Genomic DNA, 20,297 nt, shown 5'->3' with positions numbered 1-20,297 from the left:
ATCATCGCGGCGCCAGCCCCAGCCGACGCTGCAGCTCGGCCAGCAACGGGTCGAGCAGGTGCGGCGGCAGCGGCCTGCCATCTCGGGTTGCCGTCAACGAAGCTCGGGCGCCCCCGCCCTCTTCTGCGACCGCCGCCCGGACCCGGTAGCCCGGCCAACGCGCGAGCACCGCCTCGACACGCCCTAGATCCGCATCGGCATGGCGAATCACGTAGCCCTCGTCGACCAGCAGGCCGACGATTTCCTGGAGGGTCGTTTCGGGGGAGGCCGCAAGCGACAGTTCACGCGGCTCCGGCGCCGGCGCGGTGGTCGCACAGCCCGACAACAAGACAAGCATCAGCGCAATGACGAGACCTCGCATCAGCGCGCCTCCCTCGGATTCGCCGCCTGGATGGCCTGGCGCAGCGACGAGCAGAAGGCGGTGTCGCTGCCGCTTCGCGTTTCACGCAGTTCGCCCCGCCAATCGATCACCTGGATATCGCGGCTGACCCGCACCCAGCCGTCATCGGCGACCACCGAGACTCGCTCGAGCTGAGTGGCATCCTGCGTGATACTGCCGCCGGCACCGCCGAAGCCGATCATCACACCGGTAGAGACGCCGCGACCGCCCCCCAGGCCAACGCCACCGAAGAAGCCGGTCCGCTCCCAGCTGTCGTAGCGGTCGCCGTAGCCCGGGATGGTCCTGGTCCGCTCGGCGCTGATCACTCCCAGCGCCAGCTCGGTATCGCGCACCACGAAATCGTCCGCCTCCAGCGCGTCGAGAGCTCGGCGCACCCACTCGCGGGACTCGATACCTTCGGCTTCCCAACGGCACTCGGCTGCGGGCCGAGGCTCTGCTGCAGGCAGGTCCGTCGGCGTCGTCTGGCATCCCGCCAGCAAGGCCAGACCGGGCATCATCCACCACTGGCGCATGGAGGTTCTCCTGTTTGTCATTGGCCGCAGTCTACGCAGCCCGGCTCAGCGTGCAACCGCCTCTGACGCATGAGAGTCTCGCCAGGCCCAAGGGTTCCCGAGCGGCGGCGGCGCGAAGCGCGACATGGGCGCGCAGCGCCTTGACAGCAGCGACCTGGACCGGACCATCATGCAGGCAGTCTATCGCAACCATGGTCATATATGGCTTAAGCATCGTCCGTAGACGCCCTAGAATGGGCGGCAACATATTCGCAAGCGAAAGGAGTACGCACATGAGCGACACCAATGCCATCGGCCTGCATCAGGACAGCGCCAATCAGCTCGCAGAGAAACTCAACAACCTGCTGGCGAACTATCAAGTTTTCTACATGAACGTGCGCGGCTACCACTGGAACGTGAAGGGTCCGCAGTTCTTCGAACTCCATAACAAATTCGAGGAGTTCTACACCGATCTGCTGACCAAGATCGACGAAGTGGCCGAGCGCATCCTGACCCTGGGGCACAAGCCGGTACACGCCTACAGCGACTACGTTTCGATGGCCCAGATCGGCGAGGACAAGGACGTGCATGACGGCGAGGCCTGCGTGCGCGGCGTGCTCAAGGGGTACCAGACCCTGATAGAGCTGCAGCGCGACCTGCTGGCCGTGGCGTCGGATGCCGACGACGAGGGCACCGCTGCCCAGGCCGGCGACTATATCCGCGAGCAGGAAAAGACCGTCTGGATGCTCAACGCCTACCTGGGCTGAGCATCGTGCCGGGAGGCCGGGCCTCCGGCTCCCGGCAATAGACAATGGCGTTGCGCACGCTGACGTTTTGGAACATTCCCGCCCTTGTCGTCGGGCTCATTCGCCACAACGCTTGGAGGAGCACGCAAGAGCCACTCGCCACCATTGCCGGCCAAGCCGGCAGTCATAGCTTGCAAGGAGGTAGCTCATGAGCGAGAAGCTGAAAGGAAAGACCGTTGCCATCCTGGCCACCGACGGCTTCGAGGAGTCGGAGCTCAGCGAGCCCAAGGCCGCGCTCGAACGTGAGGGCGCCACGGTACACGTGATCGCGCCGGACAAGGACAGCATCCGCGCGTGGGCCGGTACCGACTGGGGTCCGTCGTATGACGTCGACCGCCGCCTGGAACAGGCGAATGCCGACGACTACGATGCGCTGGAGCTCCCCGGCGGCCTGTTCAATCCCGACGCCCTGCGCCAGAACCCACAGGCGCTCGCCTTTACCCGGCGCTTCTTCGAGAGCCACAAGCCGGTGGGCGCGATCTGCCATGGCCCTTGGGTGCTGATCAATGCCGGCGTCGCCAAGGGCCGTCGCATGACGTCCTATCCTTCGGTGGAGCAGGACCTGCGCAACGCCGGCGCCGAATGGGTCGACCAGGAGGTCGTCGTCGATAGCGGCCTGGTCACCAGCCGCAAGCCCGAGGATCTCGAGGCGTTCTGCAGCAAGCTCATCGAAGAGATCGCCGAAGGCAAGCATAGCCGTCAGCACGCCTGAGACGGCGTGGTCCGGCCCCCTGCCGCTCGCCTGGCCGGCGAGCGGCAGGCCTGTCCTCCCCCACCTACTGCGCTGGCCTTACCGCTCCTGCCCCGATGGCGACTGGGCCAGCTCTTCGATCAGCGTTCGCAGCAGCAGCCAGAACTCCTCTACCGAACTCAGCTCGACCCGCTCGTCAGGCGAATGGGCGCCACGTATCGACGGGCCGAACGAGATCATGTCGAGGCGGGGATACTTGCCGACCAGGATGCCGCACTCAAGCCCTGCATGGATAACCTTGACCGCGGGATCGCTGCCCACCAGTTGACGATGCAGTTGCCGAAAGCGCGCCAGCAGGGCGCTGTGCGGCGCGGGAGTCCAGCCGGGATAGGCATTCTCGACCCGGGTGCGGGCCCCGATGAGATCGAACAATCCGCGAAAGCGGTCGGCCATGGCCGCCACCGCGCTGTCCCGGAGCGAGCGCACCAGGGCGCAGAGGTGAAAACGCCCTTCGTCGAGGTTGACCACGCCCAGGTTGTTTGAGGTTTCCACCACGCCCGGCACCTCGCTGCTCATGCGCTCCACGCCGTAGGGCGCCACGTTGAGCGCCGCCAGCAGCATGTGGCTGGCGTGGGCATTGAGCGCCCGGGCAGGTGCTACCGCCAGCGGCGCGACGGCCAGCGTCAGCCCCTCGTCGACGCCGGCCAGCTCGGCGCGCAGTTCCTGCTCCAGCGCAGCCACCCGGCGCTTGGTCGCGACAACATCGTCGGCGGGCAGCACCAGCGTGGCGAAGGCCTCCCGCGGGATGGCATTGCGCAGGGTTCCGCCCCGGTAACTGACCAGGCGGATGTCGTAGTCCTCCAGCGCCCTCAGCACCCGGACCAGCAGACGGTTGGCATTGCCACGCCCGCGGTGGATGTCGATGCCGGAGTGGCCGCCCACCAAGCCGGTGAGTGAAAGCTCGAGTGCCACTTCGTCGGGTCCCGGCTCGGCCGTGGGAAGCTGCGCTTCGACGACGATGTCGGCACCGCCGGCACAGCCGATGAAGACCTCACCACGATCCTCCGAGTCCAGGTTGAGCAGCACGCTCCCTTCCAGCCAGTTTTCCGCCAGCTGCAACGCACCGCCCATGGAACTCTCCTCCTCGAGGGTAAACAGCACCTCGAGCGGGCCGTGAACCAGCGAATCGTCCTCCAGGAGCGCCAACGCCGCCGCCACGCCCAGGCCATTGTCTGCGCCCAGCGTGGTGTGCCTGGCGTGCAGCCAGCCCGCGTCCACGTAGGTCTCGATCGGGTCTCGGGTGAAGTCATGGGGATGGTCGGCGTTGGCCTGGGCCACCATGTCGAGATGCCCCTGCAGGATGACCCCGGGGGCGTCTTCATGGCCCGGCGTGGCAGGCTTGCGTAGGCGAAGGTTGCCGAAGTCGTCACGATCGTGGGCCAACCCCTGCTGCTCGGCCCAGCGCTCGAGAATGGCCACCAGCCTGGCCTCGTGCCCTGACGGCCTGGGCGTACTACACAGGGTCCGGAAGTGACGCCACAGCGGCTGCGGCGCGAGTTGCTCGAGATGTTCGTTCATGGTCTATCTACATGAGGATAACCGAGCTACCTTACCGGGCCGACGCCGCCGGGAAAAGCCCGATCAGTGCCCGGCCGCCAGCAGCTCCGCCACCACATCGCGCAGCCGGCCAACGACCTGACGCCGCCCGTCGATACCGGCCCGGGCGGCCAACCAACCGGCATCGCGCCCCTGAAAGGCCCAAGCCGCCAACCAGGCCAGCTCGGGGCGGCAGTCGTCTGCGGCTGCCGCACGCCGCACCAGGGCCTGTAGCGCCGGGCGCGCCAGAGCCGGCTCGCGATGGCCATGGGCCACGTCGAATACGTCCCTGCGCTCGGCGCCGTCCAGCGTCGGGGCAACACCCTCCGCCAGCAGCGCCAGGGCGACCGCGGGATCGAGCGTCGCCAGTTCGAAGGCCAGCAGCGCGGGCAGAAGCCGCTGGAAGCGCTGCGTCAGCGCTTCGGCCAGCCGCTCCCCCTCAGGGCTGAGGGGGGCGACGACCATCACGGCATGCTCCCCCGTCGAGGTCTCCCTCGACAGCCCCAGCCGCACCGTGCGAAAGCCCGAGGCCTGCCAGAAGGCCAGCAGTCCCGATTCGGCGCCGAAGCTGGCCCCCAGCAAGTCCATTCCGGCCTCCCGGGCAGCCTCTCGTTCATGCTCCAGCAGCCGCCGCCCCAGCCCTTCGCGGCGACGCAGCGGATGCACAGCAAGGCGCTGCACGCGACGCAGGCGCGCCGTCAGCGCCTCGCGGCAGCCCCCATGGGCGGCCAGCGACTGCGCCAGCAGGTGCCCCGGCAGGCGGCGCTCGCCCCGAGCCACGCGCTCTGCCAACGCCGGGGCGAAACCGCCTTCATCGGCACATACCACCACGGCCTGGGTCCGCTCATGTGCCGTCAGGGTGGTGATGCGTAACCCCGGTTCGTCGAGCAGGCGCTGCAGGTCGGCGGGGGTGGTGCGATAGTGGGCCTGGACCAAGAGGCCGAAGATGTCGCGCAGGGTGCGCTCGTCTTCGGCGAGCACCGCCCGCTGCCAGCACGTCGGGGTGGGCGTCGCCAGGGGCACGTCCGCCGATGGCTCGGCATCGAGCAACAGCAGGTCGTTGACCAGACGCTCGAGCGGGTCGCCCTCGGCCCAGCGAACCGGCGCCGCGAGCTGGAACTCGCGCCAGTCGGGCGCCTGCCGCGCGAGCCGTTCACGGAAACGCAGGGCGAAGCCGCGCCCGGAGCCCTCGTAGCCATGCACGGTGGTGGCGAAGGCGATGCGCGGGAAGACCTCGAGCCAGTGTCCCAGCATGGCCGCAGGGATGGCGGCGGCTTCATCCACCAGCAGCCAGCTGCCCTTGCCGCCGGCTTCGCCACGCTCGGCCCTGGCGCTCAGCGCATCGGGCGCGATGAACTCGACCCACCCGCCCTCCTCGGCCCAGAAGCGATTGCCATGCCGCCTCCCCCCCGGACATAGCGCCTCCAGGCGCTCGAACAGCGCCGCCACTGCTTCGGGACGCGGTGCCGTCACCCAGACCTCTTGCTGGCCCGCCTGCATCAGGCGGGCACAGGCAATGCCGAGCGCCGCGGTCTTGCCGCGACCACGGTCGGCGGTAAGGACCAGCGGGCGTCGCCGCCGCAGGCCGACCAGTCGTCGGACCGCCTCTGCCTGATCGCGGGTCAGGCAGGCCGGATCACCCCCCACCTGGTCGAAACGGGGTCGAGGTTCGCCTGGCTCGGGCAGTACGAAAGGCGCACCAGGCTCCCAGCGCACCACGCCATCCGCCTGGGACATCCGCCCCACCAGGCGAGCCATATAGCGGCTCTGGGGGGCGTCATTGCCGGCTTCGGGAGGCGGAGGCGTCATCAGCAACAGCAGACCTCCGGCACGCAAGGTCCCGCTCAGGGCACCGAAGGCATCCGGATCGAAGGCGGCCTCAGGAGAGGCGGCATCGAGAACGATCAGATCATGTTCGCCGCCCAGGCGCGTCCGGGCCTGGGCGGGCGGCAGCCAGGCAGCATCGCATGGCGCACCGGGCGGCATCGGCGATACCCAGCAGGGAGCTAGCCAGCCATGGGCCTGCCATAACGCGACAGCGCGCTGACGCGCCGGCCCGGAAGCCGCCGCCAGCCACACCAGACCACGCCAGCCTCGCCGACGCAGCTGCTGGGACCAGTGCAGGATCTCTCGCTCCCCATACGTGTTCATTTCCAGCCCGCTCCTCGTCGTATGGAACACTCGCCCTTGCCCGCCCCTTGTCTTGTTGCGAAACACGGCGCCATCCCGCCTTTGTCCGACAAGCGGTTGTCGTCTACTGCGCGGTTTAGCGCCACCTTTCGTGGCGCTGCAGCAAAAGAAATCGACATCCAGCGTCAGACTTTGGTCTATGGATCTTTGGCAGCAGTTTCTCCCGCACCTTGCCAGGCTCTCGCTATTTTGCCTTGAAATACAGGCACATCTATTTCCCGCATTTCTTAATTAAACGTAACTTATGACCGACGTGAGCCCACCCGGGGCGCTACGTTCGCCATGGCAAGCTATCGATTCCGATCATGCCACCATGCTAGCTTGTCGATGTTTGCCGAGCGGCCGGACCGGCAAGCCGCGGGCGCCTCCGGCACGCTGCTTCGGCATGGCTCTTCTCTACTTTGCGTTTTGCGGTAACACAATAAAACACCGAAGGGAGCACGACACGATGAACAAGAAATTCGCATTGACCGGTCTCGCTGCAGGCGTCGCCCTGGCAGCCTTCACCACCACCGCTCAGGCCCAGGAACAGTGGACCATGACCACGACCTGGCCGGACAACCTGGCACTGATCGAGATCGATCGCCACTGGGCGGAGCTGGTCAACAAGCTGGCCGGTGACGAGCTGCAGATCGAGTTCCGTGCCGGCGGTACGCTGATGCCCGGCACCGAGGTATTCGACGCCACCGAAACCGGCAGCATAGAGGCCGCCGGCGACTGGCCCGGCTACTGGGCCGGCCGTTCCCCCGCCTTCTCGCCGCTGGCCACCACCACCAGCCTGTTCAACGGTGTCGATTACCTGAACTGGATCAACCAGTGGGGCGGCTGGGACCTCTACCAGGAGGTCTACGGCGAGTACAACATGGTCTACCTGCCCTACGGTATCACCAACAATGAGTCCGGCTTCATGGGCCGCACCCCGATCGAGAGCCTGGCCGACCTGGACGGCAAGCGCCTGCGCCTCTCAGGCCGCGACCAGGGCCGCGTGCTCGAAGAGCTCGGGGGCTCCCAGGTGACGCTGGCCGGCGGCGAAGTCTATCAGGCCATCGAGCGCGGCGTGATCGATGCCGGCGAATTCTCTACCCCGGGCGTCGACTTCCAGGCCGGCTTCGCCGAGGTGGCGGACCACTGGTCAGTGCCGGGCTGGCACCAGTCCGCCAGCGTCTTCGGCGTGATGATCAACAAGGATGCCTGGGACGCCCTCTCCGAGGAGACCCAGGAGAAGCTGAAGATCGCCGCCGAGGCCACCATGGCCTGGTCGCTGGCCTGGTCCGAGCGCGGCTCCACTGAAGGCACCGAGTCCTTCATGGAAGCTGGCGTCGAGATCCACCAGCTCTCCGACGAGGACCTGGAGCGCATCCAGGAGATCACCAACGAGGTGATCCTGCGCGGTGCCTGCGAGGATCCGATGCACGCCAAGATCTACCACTCCATGGTCAGCTACCTGGAGCACTACGCCACGTGGCGCGACATTTCCGCTCCCTTCAACATGAGCCGCACCATGGACAACCTGCCGTCCCTGGATGAGCTCGAGTCCTGCATGAACCAGTAAGCGGCACCGGACGGGCCCCGAGGGGCCCGTCCCCCCAGAGCGACGGCGCCCCGTGCGCCGGTCGTCGTTCTATACCGCTAGATTCCGAGATCCTTGCCATGAATGCCATTGCCAGGGCCATCGATGCCCTCAACGAAGGGTTCGGACGCCTGATCGCCCCACTGCTCGCCGTGATCACACTGATCGTGATCTATGACGTGGGCATGCGCTTTTTCGCCGGACGCCCCAGCGACTGGGCCTTCGACGTCACCAAGATGCTGTTCGGTGCCCATTTCATGCTGATGGCCGCCTACGGCCTGCGCCATCACGCCCACGTCGAGGTCGACGTGCTCAAGCGGGTGCTCTCGCGCCGCCGCCAGGCCATGGTCGACATCGTCGGCTACCTGATCTTCTTCGTGCCCTTCATCTGGATGCTGCTCACCTATGGCTGGAGCTTCTTCTCGCGCTCCTTCAGCCGCGGCGAGACCACCTACGGCATGGTGTCGATTCCCGTCTACCCGGTGAAGGGGGTCATCGTGGTCGCCGCCGCGCTGCTGCTGCTGCAAGCCGTTGCCATCGTGATCCGCGCGGTGCAGGCACAGAACGAGAAGGAGGTCGCATGAGCCCCGAATTGCTCACCCTGTTCATGTTCGGCGGCCTGCTCGTCGGCCTGTTCATGGGCCATCCGCTGGCCTTCGTGCTGGGCGGCGTCGCCGTGATGGGCGCCCTGCTCGGCCCCGGGATCAAGGTGCTCGGCACCCTGATCAACAACATCTACGGCAACTCCATGGACAACTACGTCCTGGTGGCCATCCCGCTGTTCGTGCTGATGGCACGCTTCCTCAACGACTCGGGCGTCACCGAGAAGATGTTCGAGTCGATGCGCCTGCTGCTGGCCAACCTGCGCGGCGGCCTGGCCCTGACCGTGGTCATCGTCTCGGTGCTGCTCGCCGCCACCACCGGCATCGTCGGCGCCTCCATCGCGGTGATGGGCATGATCGCGCTGGTGCCGATGCTCAAGTACTCCTACAACAAGGAGCTGAGCACCGGGGTGATCATGGCCAGCGGCTGCCTGGGCATCCTGATCCCGCCCAGCATCATGCTGATCCTGATGGCGAGCTACTCGCCGGTCTCGGTGGGGGCGCTGTTCGCCGGCGCGCTGGTGCCCGGCGTGATGCTTGGCGTGATGTATGCCCTCTACGTGCTGGTGATCTGCTACCTCAAGCCGAGCTACGGCCCGCCGGTGCCGGCCGCGGAGCGGGCCGACGTCTCCACCGGCGAGCTCGTGGCCATGCTGCTGAAGTACGTGCTGCCGCCCATGGCGCTGATCCTCGGCGTGCTGGGGTCGCTGTTCGCGGGTATCGCCACCGCCACCGAAGCCTCGGCCATCGGCGTGTTCATCGCCTTCGTGCTGTTCTTGATCTTCGGCGACCGCAAGCTCACCACCTGCTTCCGCACGCTGGTCGATGCCAGCAAGACCACCACCATGGTGATGCTGGTGCTGGTGGGCGCCACGGCCTTCACCGGCGTGTTCTCGCGCGGCGGCGGCATGGACGTGATCCGGGAAGTGGTCATGGCCATGCCCGGCGGCACGACCGGGGCGCTGATCCTGATGCTGTTCCTGGTCTTCATCCTGGGCATGTTCCTCGACTGGACCGGCATCGTGCTGCTGAGCTTCCCGATCATGCTGCCGATCGTCGCCGACATGGGCGTCGACGTGCTGTGGTTCGTGGTGATGGTGGCCGTGGTGCTGCAGACCTCCTTCCTGACGCCGCCCTTCGGCTATGCGCTGTTCTATCTCAAGGGGGTCGCGCCACCGGGGGTCGAGACGCTCGACCTGTACAAGGCCGTGATTCCCTTCTGCGCGCTGATCGTGCTGGCCTGCGTGCTGATGGCCCTGTTCCCCGCGCTGGTGACGGGCCTGCCGTCGTTGATGCTCGGCTACTGAGTCGCCGCCTTACTTGGCCAGAGCGCCCGCAGCGTAAGCTGCGGGCGCTTTTCTTGATGTCGGTCAGCTGCCGTCACCATCAACAAACTGGTATCATTTTCGCCCGTTATCGCCTCGCATTATTGCGCTGCCGAGCCAGCCGGCACAGGAGTCCCGCTTGTTCCGATTCCCCGCTTCCGCACTCTCCTCCATGACACGCCAACTGAGCCCCTGGACCCTGCTGATGTTGGCCGTGGCCCTCGTGGTGGCTCTGCCGGTCGTCGTGGTGCTGGCGCATATCCTGATGCCTACCCAAGGCATCTGGCAGCATCTGGCCAGCACGGTGCTGGGGCGCTATCTGAGCAATACTTTCATTCTCGCCGTTACGGTGGGCCTCGGCACCATGGTGATCGGCACCGGTACCGCCTGGCTGGTGGTGATGTGCCGTTTCCCCGGCCGACGGGTTTTCGAGTGGGCCTTGCTGCTGCCGCTCGCCGTGCCTACTTACGTGATCGCCTATGCCTACACCGATTTCCTGCAATACGCCGGCCCCTTGCAGAGCTGGCTGCGAGAGATATTCGGCTGGGGCCGTGGCGATTACTTTTTCCCCAATATTCGCTCGCTGGGCGGGGCCGCCACGCTGATCACCCTGGTGCTGTATCCCTACGTCTACCTGCTGGCCCGGGCCGCCTTCCTCGAGCAGTCGGTCTGCGTGCTCGACGTCGGGCGCACCCTGGGTCGGGGCCCGTGGAACCTCTTCGCCACCGTCGCCGTGCCCCTGGCGCGCCCCGCCATCGTCGGCGGCGTCTCTCTGGTCCTGATGGAAACCCTCAACGAGTTCGGCGCGGTGCAGTTCTTTGGCGTCGATACCTTTACCACGGGGATCTATCGCACCTGGTTCGGCCTCGGCGAACAGGTCGCGGCGGCCCAGCTCGCGGCTTGCCTGCTGCTCTTCGTCATCGTGCTGGTGCTGCTCGAACGTGGGTCGCGCGGCAAGCGCCAGTATTTCCACACCACCAACCGCTACCAGCAGCTACCCGAGTTCCGGCTCAGCGGCTGGCGAGCGCCGGCAGCCTCCGCCGCCTGCGCCTTGCCGGTGCTGATCGGATTTCTGGTGCCCTGCGGCCTGCTGCTGCAGATGGCGATTGCCAAGGGCGATACCCTGTTCGGCACGCGCTTTCTCGATTTCGCCTGGAACAGCCTGGCACTGGCCATGCTCGCTTCGGTCATCGCGGTGGGGCTGGCGGTCGTCCTCAGCTATGGTGTGCGCCTGCATGACAGCCCGCTGACGCGCATCGCCGCTCGAATCGCTTCGATGGGCTACGCCATACCCGGCTCGGTGATCGCAGTGGGCATCCTGATTCCCTTCGCCTGGCTGGACAACACGCTCAATAGCTGGCTGCACGCCCACTACGGCAAGATCGTCGGGCTGGTCTTCAGCGGTTCGGCATTCATCCTGGTGTATGCCTACGTGGTGCGCTTCCTGGCGGTGTCGTTCAATACCGTGGAGGCAAGCCTCGGCAAGGTGACGCCCAGCATGGACGCCGCCTCACGTACCTTGGGCCAGACCCCGGCCGGCACGCTCAAGCGCGTGCACACGCCGATCATGCGGGGCAGCCTGATCGCCGCCGGCATTCTGGTTTTCGTCGATGTCATGAAGGAGTTGCCGGCCACCATCATCCTGCGGCCCTTCAATTTCGACACCCTGGCGGTCAGGGCCTATAGCCTGGCCTCGGACGAGCGTCTCGCCGAGGCCTCGACGGCATCGCTGGCCATCGTGGTGGTGGGTATCGTGCCGGTGGTCCTGCTGAGCATGGCCATGCGTCGCTCGCGCCCCGGCTCAGAGGGCCGCTGAAGGGAAGACGAAGACCTGGGAGAGGTCGAGATGGATGTCCACCCGCTGCCCTTCGGCGGGCAGGAACACGCCGGGCACGCGGGCGTGGAGGTGGGCTTCGCTGCCATTCTCGCCATGGGCGCAGATGTGCAGCAGGCTGCTGCGCCCCAGCAGCTTGGCCATGATCACGTGGCTGTAGCGATGCTCCGGCGCCGGCTCGAAGTGCTCGGTGATACGCAGGGCCTCGGGGCGGATCATGACCTGCGCCCGGCTTCCTTCGGGCAGCCAGCCGGCCTCCACCGGGCCGACGGGCGTCTGCACGCGGCCATTGCGTACCTCGCCCTGCAGCTCGTTCACCTCGCCGAAGAAGGCGACGACGAAAGGATCGCAGGGGGCGCAGTAGAGCTCCCGCGGCGTACCCACCTGCACGATGCGTCCGTCGCGCATCAGTGCGATGCGATCGGCCATGAACATGGCTTCTTCGGGGTCATGGGTGACCAGCAGGGTCGCCGCGCCCACCTTCTTGAGCACGTGCAGGGTATCATCGCGAATGCGGTCACGCAGGCGAGCGTCGAGGCTGGAGAAGGGCTCGTCGAGCAGCATCAGCTGGGGCGCCGGTGCCAGGGCGCGGGCCAGCGCCACGCGCTGCTGCTGCCCACCGGAGAGCATGTGCGGGTAGGCGTCGGCATAGGCCGCCATGCCCAGCTGCTCGAGCAGGGCCTGGGCGCGTTCGCGACGCTGCCGCGGGCGCTCCCCCTTCAGCCCGAAGGTGACATTCTCCAGGACGGTGAGGTGCGGAAACAGCGCCGAATCCTGAAAGGCCAGCCCGACGTTGCGCTTCTCCGGCGGCACGTGACGCCCCTTGGGCACGGCGATCTCGCCGCCGTTGAGCGTTACCCTTCCCTGTTGAAGCACCTCCAACCCGGCCGCGATGCGCAGCAGCGTGGTCTTGCCACAGCCCGAAGGCCCCAGCAGGCAGACGACCTCGCCGGGCGCCACGTCCAGGTCGACGCCACGCACGGCGGCGAGACTGCCGAAAGTGTGGTGTACGCCCTCCATGGTCAGCGCGGCGGCCTGGCGGTAGGGAGCGTGTTCGACGTCCATTGGCTTCGATTGGCTAGTCATAGGTACGGCGACTTGGTCCAGGGAAATGAGCAACTCCATCCTACCTGAAATGTCCAGCAAATACGTTTGAAATCGACTCGCATTTGCCAGCTTTTCCAGGTCGCCTTGTCCCCGGTCAGATTCACGACGCGCTGCGAGTGGTCACCCCACGCGGCAGGCTTGACGACTCATTCGCAAAACGCTTCAATAGCGTTCCACGTAATGCAACGTATTATCATTAATCTTGCAACCTACCCACTCAGGCCCGCGAGGTATAAGTACCATGGTACAACGCAACCGTCTTGTCGCTCCGCTCGCCGCCATGCTGGCCGGCTCGGCCCTTGCCACTACGGTATCCGCCGATGAGGTCAACCTCTACTCGGCCCGTCACTATGACTCCGACGAGAAGCTCTACCAGGCTTTTACCGAGCAGACCGGCATCAAGGTCAACCTGCTGGAGGGTGACTCCGACCAGCTGATCGAGCGCATTCAGCGCGAAGGCGTGGCCAGCCCCGCCGACGTGATGATCACCGTCGATGCCGGCCGCCTGTGGCGTGCCGAGCAGGATGGCATTTTCCAGAGCGTCGAGTCTGACGTGCTTGCCGAGCGCCTGCCGGAGGCCATGCATCACCCCGAGGGTAAGTGGTTCGGTTTCAGCCAGCGCGTGCGGGCGATCTTCTATAACCCGGAGAACGTCGATCCCAGCGAGATCGGCTCCTACGAGGACCTGACCGATCCGCGCTGGGAGGGCGAGGTGTGTATCCGCTCCTCCAATAACATTTATAACCAGTCCCTGCTGGCCTCGATGATCGAACACCACGGCGAAGAAGGTGCGGAGGAGTGGGCCCAGGGCATCGTCAACAACATGGCCCGCGATCCCGAGGGCGGCGACACCGACCAGATCAAGGCGGTGGCTGCCGGTGAGTGCGACCTGGCCGTGGCCAACCACTACTACTACGTACGCCTGCTCGAATCCGACGAGGCGGCCGATCGCGAAGTGGCCGAGAAGGTGGGCATCATCTTCCCCAACCAGGACGACCGCGGCATTCACGTCAACGTGGGCGGCGCTGGCGTGGTCGAGGGCGCACCCAACCGCGAGAATGCCGTTCGCTTCCTCGAGTTCCTGGCTTCCGACGAGGCCCAGGAGATCTTCGCCGCCGGCAACTATGAGTTCCCCGTGGTCGAAGGCGTGAAGATGAGCGAGACCCTGGAGTCCTGGGGCGAGTTCAAGAAGGATGACCTCAACGTCAACATCCTGGGCGAGAACAACCCAGAAGCGATTCGGATCTTCGATCGCGTCGGCTGGCGCTAAGCCCCGGCCTCAAGCCCGAACTGAAAACGCCACCGCAGCCGCGGTGGCGTTTTTATTGGACTCGCCAGGGGGAGGCTAGAGCTGCGTCGCGAGCGCGGAGGGAGGTTAGTGGGCTTCGTCCCAGTTCACCCCACTCTCGGCCTCGACGATCAGCGGTACGCTAAGCTCGGCGGCGGCCTGCATGCGCGTCTTCACCTCGTCGAGGAACGCCTCGACCTGGCTCTCGGCCACCTCGAATACCAGTTCGTCGTGGACCTGCATCACCATGCAGGCATCGAAGTCGTCTCCCTGTAGCCAGCCGTCGACCTCGATCATGGCACGCTTGATGATATCCGCCGCCGTGCCCTGCATCGGCGCATTGATCGCGGTGCGCTCGGCGGCCTGGCGCCGGGCGTGGTTCTGGGCACGGATTTCGGGCAGATAGAGCCGACGCCCGAACACGGTCTCGACGAAGCCGTCCTCGGCGGCCTGGGCGCGTATGCGATCCATGTAGCGGGCCACCCCGGGATAGCGGTCGAAATAGCGGTCGATGTAGGTCTGGGCCTGGCTGCGCTCGATGCGCAGCTGCTTGGAGAGCCCCCAGGCGCTCATGCCGTAGATCAGCCCGAAGTTGATCGCCTTGGCGCTGCGCCGCTGCTCGCCCGAGACCTGCTCCAGCGCTACGCCGAACACCTCGGCGGCGGTGGCGGTGTGGATGTCGCGCCCCTCGTCGAAGGCATCGAGCAGCCCCTTGTCCCCGGAGAGATGCGCCATGATGCGCAGCTCGATCTGTGAATAATCGGCGGCGACGATGCGGTAGCCGGGCCGGGCGATGAAGGCCTGGCGGATCTTGCGTCCCTCCTCGGTGCGGATGGGGATGTTCTGCAGGTTGGGGTCGCTCGAGGAGAGCCGGCCGGTGGCGGCGACCGCCTGGTGATAGCTGGTGTGAAGCCGGCCGGTGCGCTTGTTGACCAGCCGTGGCAGCTTGTCGGTATAGGTCGACTTGAGCTTGGCCAGCCCGCGGTGCTCCATGATCACCTTGGGCAGCGGGTAGTCCAGCGCCAGCTCCTCGAGCACGGCCTCGGCGGTGGAAGGCGCCCCCTTGGGCGTCTTCTTGATCACCGGGATCTTCTGCTCCTCGAACAGGATCTGCCCCAGCTGCTTGGGCGAGCCGAGGTTGAACTCGCGCCCGGCCAGCTCGAAGGCCCGCGTTTCGAGTGCCTGGATCCGCGCCTCGAGCTCCTGGCTCTGGGCGTGCAGGCGCGCGGCGTCGATCGCCACCCCGGTTCGCTCCATGCGCGACAGCACCGGAATCAGCGGCCGCTCGATGCCGTCGAGCACTTCGGCCAGGCGGCCCTCCGCCTCGATGCGCGGCCGCAGCGCGCAGTGCAGACGCAGGGTCACGTCGACGTCCTCACAGGCGTAGGGCACGGCCTTGTCGAGGTCAATCTGATTGAAAGTGAGCTGCTTGGCGCCCTTGCCGGCGATCTCCTCGAAGCTCACCGTCTTCTGGCCCAGGTATTTCAACGCCAGTGAATCCATGTCGTGGCGGGTCGCGGTGGAGTTGAGCACGTAGGACTCGAGCATGGTGTCGGTCAGCGGCCCGCGCACATGGATGTCGTAGTTCGCCAACACCGAGATGTCGTACTTGAGGTTCTGTCCGATCTTGGCGCGACAGGGGTCCTCCAGCAGCGGCTTGAGCGACGCCAGCACGCCGGCACGGTCGAGCTGGTCAGGCACCTCGAGGTAGTCGTGGGCGAGCGGCACGTAGGCGGCTTCGCCAGGCTCCAGTGCCAGCCCCACGCCGACGATCTCGGCGTCCATGTAGTTGAGGCTGTTGGTTTCGAGGTCGAAGCAGAAGGCCTCGCAGGCATCGAGCCGGGCCAGCCAGTCGTCAAGCTCCGCCTGGGTCAGGATCAGGTGGTTCTGGCACGCCGCCACGCTGGCCGGCGGCGCCTCGGGGTCGAGGTTACCCGCAGCAGCCGTACCCGCGACCCCAGCGCCGCGTTCGACGTCGTCGACGCCCTCGTCCTTACCCGCCAGCAGTTCGGAGAGCCAGGCCTTGAACTCGAGCTCGGTATAGAGGCGCTTGAGTGCCTCGCGGTCGGGGTGGGCGATATCGAGGTCGTCGAGCCCCACCGGCAGCTCGCAGTCGGTCTTGATGGTGGCCAACCGGTACGAGAGATAGGCCATGTCGCGGTGCTCCTCGAGCTTCTTGGGCAGCGACTTGGCGCCGCGGAAGTCGAGGGTGGCGACGCGATCGAGATCGGCATAGATGGTGTCCAGCCCCCCACCCATGCCCTGCAGCAGTCCCAGTGCGGTTTTCTCGCCCACTCCCGGCACCCCGGGAATGTTGTCCACCTTGTCGCCCATCAGTGCCAGAAAGTCGATGATCAGCTCCGGCGGCAGGCCGAACTTGGCCTTGACCCCCTCCACGTCGAGGGTTTCGTCCTTCATGGTATTGACCAGGGTGATATGGCCGTTGACGAGCTGCGCCATGTCCTTGTCGCCGGTGGAAATCACCGCGTCGCGGCCGGCCTCGGTCGCAAGCCGGGCGAGCGTGCCGATGACGTCGTCCGCTTCGACGCCCTCGACACACAGCAGCGGCAGCCCCAGGGCACGCACGCAGGCGTAGAGCGGCTCCACCTGGCTGCGCAGGTCATCGGGCATCGGCGGACGCTGGGCCTTGTACGCCTCGAACAGCTCATCGCGGAAGGTCTTGCCCTTGGCGTCGAAGACCACCGCCATGGGGCTGTCGGGGTAATCCTTGATCAGCCGCTTGAGCATGTTGAGCACGCCCTTGATGGCCCCGGTGGGCTGGCCGCTGGAGGTGGTGAGCGGCGGCAGGGCGTGGAAGGCACGGTAGAGATAGGACGAACCGTCGACGAGAACGATGGGCGTGTCGGCCATGTATCGGCATCCGTTGGGTCTGTGCAAGAAACGTGATCCTGATCAGCCATGATACGCATTGCGCGCCGCTTTTGCCGACATCGTTGGGATCGCGCTGTCCAAGGCCTTACACTGAAGCCAGCCACTCGCTGGCAGTGTTTGTCGCAAGCCGTCTTCGGAGGCCTACATGTACGATTCCCGCCGTTTCCTGACGGCTGTCCTGCTCGCCCTCGGCCTGGCGATGGCGGTGCCGGCACTGGCCCAGTCCGCTGCCGATGCGAAACCCGACATTACCGTTCGCCAGGAGCAGGATCGGACCATCCGCGAATATCGCATCGATGGCCAGCTCTATGCCATCGAGATCCGCCCGCGCCAGGGCGCCGGCTACTTCCTGGTCGACCACGACGGCGACGGCAACTTCGAGCGCCAGGAGGGCGACAGGGTCACTATCCCCCGATGGGTGTTGGCCGACTGAGCGTAACGGTCGTCAGGCGTGAATACCCGAACGGACCCGGCAGGCGTGCATCGAAGTGCCAAGACGCTACAATAGACGGCTTGGCAACCTGGGCGGGAGACACATGGCCGTATTCACCCCATTGAGCGACGCACAGGTCGCAGAATTTCTCAGGCGCTTCGACGTGGGTCACCTGGTGTCCCTTGAGGGGGTCGCCGGCGGCACCGAGAACACGACCTTCTTCGTGACCACGGACCGCCGCGAACTGGTGCTGACCCTGTTCGAACAGGGCGAGCACGAGGAGCTGCCCTTCTTCGTCGACTTGCTCGACTATCTGGACGAGCATCGCCTGCCGGTACCCGGCACGGTGCACGACCGGGAGGGCATCGCCCTGCACAGCCTGGCCGGCAAGCCCTCGCTGCTCTTCCCGCGGCTGCCCGGGCGTCACCCCACCTCGCCCAATCTGGCCCAGTGCCAGGCCCTCGGCGAGGCGCTGGGGCGCATGCACGCGGTATCCCAGCATTTCCCCGGCCATCGCCCCAATCCACGCGACCTGAACTGGCTGACCGCCATGCATCACAAGGTCCTGGTCTATCTTTCCCCCGAGGACCAGGCGCTGATGAAGGACGAGGTGGAGATCTATCAGGACGTGTTCAGTGCTGCACCCGAGCTACCGCAGGGCGCGCTGCACGGCGACCTGTTCCGCGACAACACCCTGTTCGAGGGCGACCGTCTCGGCGGTATCATCGATTTCTACAATGGCTGCACCGGCGATCTGCTGTTCGACCTGGCCATCGTGATCAACGATTGGGCCTCCGCGCCTGACGGGCGCCTGGACCGCGAGCGCCATGATGCGATCTTCGGCGCCTACCAGGCGAGGCGACCGCTGACCCCGGCCGAGCGAGAGGTATGGCCGACAATGCTGCGCATGACCGCCCTGCGCTATTGGCTGTCACGACTACTGGTCGTCTACGTGGATCCGCCGGCCCATGACCTGACGCCGCACGACCCGGCACAGTTTCACACCATTCTCACGGCACGCCTTGAACATGGCGCCCTGCCCCTGCCAGAAGCGAGCAACACATGAGCCTATCCATGGGAGCTGCCTCAGGTCCTGCCCAACGTGCACGACGCACCTGGAACATCGACCAGTGGGGCAGCGGCTACTTCGACGTCGACGACAATGGCCACGCCCTGGTGCGTCCTCTCGGCAGCGAGGCCGAGGGTCCGGCGCTGCCGCTGGCACCGCTGGTCGATCAGTTGCGCGATGCCGGCCTGCGCCTGCCGGTGCTGGTACGCTTCAGCGACATCCTGCACGACCGCGTCGAGCAGTTGTGCGAAGCCTTCGACCTGGCCATGAACGAGGAGGAGTATGTCGGCGGCTATACCGCCGTCTATCCGATCAAGGTCAACCAGCAGCGCCGCGTGGTCGAGGAGATCCTGGCCACCCGCGAGCGCGGCCATGGGCGTGTCGGTCTCGAGGCCGGCAGCAAGCCGGAGCTGCTGGCAGTGCTGGCGCTCTCGGCGGACGGTCCTTCGCTGATCGTATGCAACGGCTACAAGGATCGCGAATACATTCGCCTGGCGCTGATGGGGGAGAAGCTCGGCCACCGGGTCTACCTGGTGGTGGAGAAGTTCTCGGAGCTACCGCTGATCCTGGAGGAGGCCGAAAACCTCGGCGTCACCCCGCGCATCGGCCTTCGTGCACGCCTGGCCTCGGTGGGCATGGGCAAGTGGCAGGACACCGGCGGCGAGAAGTCCAAGTTCGGCCTCACCGCGGCGCAGATGCTGGCGGTAGTGGAGCGCCTGCGCGAGGCCGACTCGCTGGCCAGCCTGCAGCTGGTGCACTTCCACCTGGGCTCGCAGATCGCCAATATCCGCGACATCCAGGTCGGCCTGCGCGAATGCGCTCGCTTCTACCAGAGCCTGCTGGCGCTGGGTGCGCCGATCGACACCGTCGATGTCGGCGGCGGGCTGGGCATCGACTACGAGGGTACCCGTTCGCGCAGCTTCTGCTCGATCAACTACTCCATGCGCGAGTATGCCCGTAACGTAGTCAGCGCCTTTGCCCAGGCCTGCAACGAGGCGGAGATCCCCCACCCGCACCTGATCAGCGAATCGGGCCGCGCCCTCACCGCGCACCACGCCGTTCTGATCGCCAATGTGATCGGCGAGGAACGGGTCAACGATAGTGCGCCCCAACGCCTCGCCGAGGACGACCCCCAGCTCGACGAACTGTGGCGCGTACACGACCTGCTCGAGGGCCAGGTGGAACCCCGCGAGCTGGTGGAGGCGTGGCACGACCTGCTGCAGGCGATGAGCGAGATGCACGACCGCTTTCTGATGGGGCTGGCCGACATCACCGTCCGTGCCGAGGCCGAGGGTGTCTACTTTGCCGCCTGTGCGCGGCTGCGCGAGCGCCTCGATAGCCGCAACCGCGCCCACCGCGAGATCATCGACGAACTCGCCGAGAAGCTCGCCGACAAGCTGTTCGTCAATTTCTCGCTGTTCCAGTCGGTACCCGATGTCTGGGGCATCGACCAGATTTTCCCGGTACTGCCGCTGACCGGGCTCAACCGTGAGCCCACCCGCCGCGGGGTGATCCAGGACATCACTTGCGACAGCGACGGGCGCATCGACGGTTACGTCGACGGCCAAGGCGTCGAAACCACCCTGCCGCTGCCGGAGTGGCGCGAGGACGAGGAGCGCCTGCTGGGGTTCTTCCTGGTCGGCGCCTATCAGGAAATTCTTGGTGACCTGCACAATCTCTTTGGCGATACCGACTCCGTCGACGCCGCCTTGGACGGCAACGGCGACTGGACGCTCAGCCACGCCCAGCAGGGCGACCGGGTCTCCGACGTGTTGGCCTACGTCAACTTCGACGCCAAGGTGCTGCGCGACCGGCTCGCCGGCCAGCTGCAGGAGAGCGGACTCTCCGCCGAGGAGCAGGAGCACTTCCTGGATGACCTCTCCGCGGGGCTACAGGGTTACACCTACCTGGAGTGACCGGCTGCGCCGCTATCGCATCAAGCCTTGACGCCCCTTCTGCCATGCCGAAGGGGCGTTTTCGCAAGGCCTGAGCGTCGTACGGCG

Annotated in this window: 16 protein-coding genes; 10 read left to right on the top strand and 6 right to left on the bottom strand. The window is 66.2% G+C overall.

Annotation, left to right across the window (positions count from 1 at the left end):
• Position 1: 1 nt before the first annotated feature.
• Both ACOJCM_RS05510 and ACOJCM_RS05505 read right to left on the bottom strand, forming a co-directional pair.
• Positions 2-361 carry a hypothetical protein gene (locus ACOJCM_RS05510; RefSeq protein WP_445211063.1) on the bottom strand — a complete coding sequence of 120 codons (360 nt, stop codon included), beginning with the start codon at positions 359-361 and terminating at the stop codon, positions 2-4.
• Positions 361-912, bottom strand: a complete 552-nt coding sequence (locus tag ACOJCM_RS05505) for a hypothetical protein (RefSeq protein WP_445211062.1) — start codon at positions 910-912, stop codon at positions 361-363. The genes ACOJCM_RS05510 and ACOJCM_RS05505 overlap by 1 nt, the downstream gene beginning before the upstream one ends.
• 272 nt (positions 913-1,184) lie before the next feature.
• Here ACOJCM_RS05505 and ACOJCM_RS05500 point away from each other — a divergent pair, with 272 nt between their 5' ends.
• Both ACOJCM_RS05500 and ACOJCM_RS05495 read left to right on the top strand, forming a co-directional pair.
• Positions 1,185-1,658, top strand: a complete 474-nt coding sequence (locus tag ACOJCM_RS05500; protein WP_445211061.1) for a Dps family protein — start codon at positions 1,185-1,187, stop codon at positions 1,656-1,658.
• Positions 1,659-1,845: 187 nt separating this feature from the next.
• The gene (locus tag ACOJCM_RS05495) at positions 1,846-2,409 is read left to right on the top strand and encodes a type 1 glutamine amidotransferase domain-containing protein (RefSeq protein WP_445211060.1); all 564 of its coding nucleotides are present in this window, start codon (positions 1,846-1,848) and stop codon (positions 2,407-2,409) included.
• Between the two features lie 78 nt (positions 2,410-2,487).
• On the opposite strand, the gene ACOJCM_RS05490 is transcribed toward ACOJCM_RS05495, so the two are convergent.
• Positions 2,488-3,966 carry an aminoacyl-histidine dipeptidase gene (locus tag ACOJCM_RS05490; protein ID WP_445211059.1) on the bottom strand — a complete coding sequence of 493 codons (1,479 nt, stop codon included), beginning with the start codon at positions 3,964-3,966 and terminating at the stop codon, positions 2,488-2,490.
• 63 nt (positions 3,967-4,029) lie between these two features.
• Positions 4,030-6,135, bottom strand: coding sequence for a tRNA(Met) cytidine acetyltransferase TmcA (locus ACOJCM_RS05485; RefSeq protein WP_445211058.1), 2,106 nt, complete (start codon positions 6,133-6,135; stop codon positions 4,030-4,032).
• Between the two features lie 487 nt (positions 6,136-6,622).
• Here ACOJCM_RS05485 and dctP point away from each other — a divergent pair, with 487 nt between their 5' ends.
• From dctP to ACOJCM_RS05465, 4 genes are all read left to right on the top strand, one after another.
• Positions 6,623-7,726 (top strand): TRAP transporter substrate-binding protein DctP, encoded by a 1,104-nt coding sequence (gene dctP / locus ACOJCM_RS05480; protein ID WP_445211057.1) that lies wholly within the window; start codon positions 6,623-6,625, stop codon positions 7,724-7,726.
• A gap of 98 nt (positions 7,727-7,824) precedes the next feature.
• Positions 7,825-8,328: a TRAP transporter small permease subunit gene (locus tag ACOJCM_RS05475; RefSeq protein WP_445211056.1), complete on the top strand. Its 504-nt coding sequence runs from the start codon at positions 7,825-7,827 to the stop codon at positions 8,326-8,328.
• The gene (locus ACOJCM_RS05470; RefSeq protein WP_445211055.1) at positions 8,325-9,653 is read left to right on the top strand and encodes a TRAP transporter large permease; all 1,329 of its coding nucleotides are present in this window, start codon (positions 8,325-8,327) and stop codon (positions 9,651-9,653) included. The genes ACOJCM_RS05475 and ACOJCM_RS05470 overlap by 4 nt, the downstream gene beginning before the upstream one ends.
• 190 nt (positions 9,654-9,843) lie before the next feature.
• Complete coding sequence (locus tag ACOJCM_RS05465; protein ID WP_445211210.1) at positions 9,844-11,487, top strand: ABC transporter permease; 1,644 nt, start codon at positions 9,844-9,846, stop codon at positions 11,485-11,487.
• Here the strand turns inward: ACOJCM_RS05465 and ACOJCM_RS05460 are convergent.
• Positions 11,473-12,570, bottom strand: coding sequence for an ABC transporter ATP-binding protein (locus tag ACOJCM_RS05460; RefSeq protein ID WP_445211054.1), 1,098 nt, complete (start codon positions 12,568-12,570; stop codon positions 11,473-11,475). The genes ACOJCM_RS05465 and ACOJCM_RS05460 overlap by 15 nt on opposite strands.
• A 283-nt stretch (positions 12,571-12,853) precedes the next feature.
• Between ACOJCM_RS05460 and ACOJCM_RS05455 the strand changes: the two genes are divergently transcribed.
• Positions 12,854-13,882, top strand: a complete 1,029-nt coding sequence (locus ACOJCM_RS05455) for a Fe(3+) ABC transporter substrate-binding protein (RefSeq protein WP_445211053.1) — start codon at positions 12,854-12,856, stop codon at positions 13,880-13,882.
• Between the two features lie 105 nt (positions 13,883-13,987).
• Here ACOJCM_RS05455 and polA read toward each other — a convergent pair whose 3' ends face one another.
• Complete coding sequence (gene polA, locus ACOJCM_RS05450; RefSeq protein ID WP_445211052.1) at positions 13,988-16,771, bottom strand: DNA polymerase I; 2,784 nt, start codon at positions 16,769-16,771, stop codon at positions 13,988-13,990.
• A 166-nt stretch (positions 16,772-16,937) separates the two neighbouring features.
• Here polA and ACOJCM_RS05445 point away from each other — a divergent pair, with 166 nt between their 5' ends.
• The 3 genes from ACOJCM_RS05445 to speA all read left to right on the top strand — a co-directional run bounded on the left by ACOJCM_RS05445 (position 16,938) and on the right by speA (position 20,210).
• Positions 16,938-17,225 carry a DUF2782 domain-containing protein gene (locus ACOJCM_RS05445; protein ID WP_445211051.1) on the top strand — a complete coding sequence of 96 codons (288 nt, stop codon included), beginning with the start codon at positions 16,938-16,940 and terminating at the stop codon, positions 17,223-17,225.
• A 103-nt stretch (positions 17,226-17,328) separates the two neighbouring features.
• The gene (locus tag ACOJCM_RS05440; protein ID WP_445211050.1) at positions 17,329-18,291 is read left to right on the top strand and encodes a homoserine kinase; all 963 of its coding nucleotides are present in this window, start codon (positions 17,329-17,331) and stop codon (positions 18,289-18,291) included.
• Positions 18,292-18,299: 8 nt separating this feature from the next.
• Positions 18,300-20,210: a biosynthetic arginine decarboxylase gene (speA, locus tag ACOJCM_RS05435; RefSeq protein ID WP_445211049.1), complete on the top strand. Its 1,911-nt coding sequence runs from the start codon at positions 18,300-18,302 to the stop codon at positions 20,208-20,210.
• Positions 20,211-20,297 lie beyond the last annotated feature (87 nt).

This window comes from Billgrantia hypersalina (assembly GCF_052584175.1).
The sequence above is the reverse complement of the archived record's forward strand: the minus strand, read 5'-3'. Positions and strand labels throughout refer to the sequence as shown.

Excerpts from the sequence above, each read along its gene's own strand:
- ACOJCM_RS05510 (WP_445211063.1), bottom strand. The coding sequence starts at position 361 with ATGCGAGGTCTCGTCATTGCGCTGATGCTTGTCTTGTTGTCGGGCTGT.
- ACOJCM_RS05505 (WP_445211062.1), bottom strand. The coding sequence starts at position 912 with ATGCGCCAGTGGTGGATGATGCCCGGTCTGGCCTTGCTGGCGGGATGC.
- ACOJCM_RS05500 (WP_445211061.1), top strand. The coding sequence starts at position 1,185 with ATGAGCGACACCAATGCCATCGGCCTGCATCAGGACAGCGCCAATCAG.
- ACOJCM_RS05495 (WP_445211060.1), top strand. The coding sequence starts at position 1,846 with ATGAGCGAGAAGCTGAAAGGAAAGACCGTTGCCATCCTGGCCACCGAC.
- ACOJCM_RS05490 (WP_445211059.1), bottom strand. The coding sequence starts at position 3,966 with ATGAACGAACATCTCGAGCAACTCGCGCCGCAGCCGCTGTGGCGTCAC.
- ACOJCM_RS05485 (WP_445211058.1), bottom strand. The coding sequence starts at position 6,135 with ATGAACACGTATGGGGAGCGAGAGATCCTGCACTGGTCCCAGCAGCTG.
- dctP (WP_445211057.1), top strand. The coding sequence starts at position 6,623 with ATGAACAAGAAATTCGCATTGACCGGTCTCGCTGCAGGCGTCGCCCTG.
- ACOJCM_RS05475 (WP_445211056.1), top strand. The coding sequence starts at position 7,825 with ATGAATGCCATTGCCAGGGCCATCGATGCCCTCAACGAAGGGTTCGGA.
- ACOJCM_RS05470 (WP_445211055.1), top strand. The coding sequence starts at position 8,325 with ATGAGCCCCGAATTGCTCACCCTGTTCATGTTCGGCGGCCTGCTCGTC.
- ACOJCM_RS05465 (WP_445211210.1), top strand. The coding sequence starts at position 9,844 with ATGACACGCCAACTGAGCCCCTGGACCCTGCTGATGTTGGCCGTGGCC.
- ACOJCM_RS05460 (WP_445211054.1), bottom strand. The coding sequence starts at position 12,570 with ATGGACGTCGAACACGCTCCCTACCGCCAGGCCGCCGCGCTGACCATG.
- ACOJCM_RS05455 (WP_445211053.1), top strand. The coding sequence starts at position 12,854 with ATGGTACAACGCAACCGTCTTGTCGCTCCGCTCGCCGCCATGCTGGCC.
- polA (WP_445211052.1), bottom strand. The coding sequence starts at position 16,771 with ATGGCCGACACGCCCATCGTTCTCGTCGACGGTTCGTCCTATCTCTAC.
- ACOJCM_RS05445 (WP_445211051.1), top strand. The coding sequence starts at position 16,938 with ATGTACGATTCCCGCCGTTTCCTGACGGCTGTCCTGCTCGCCCTCGGC.
- ACOJCM_RS05440 (WP_445211050.1), top strand. The coding sequence starts at position 17,329 with ATGGCCGTATTCACCCCATTGAGCGACGCACAGGTCGCAGAATTTCTC.
- speA (WP_445211049.1), top strand. The coding sequence starts at position 18,300 with ATGGGAGCTGCCTCAGGTCCTGCCCAACGTGCACGACGCACCTGGAAC.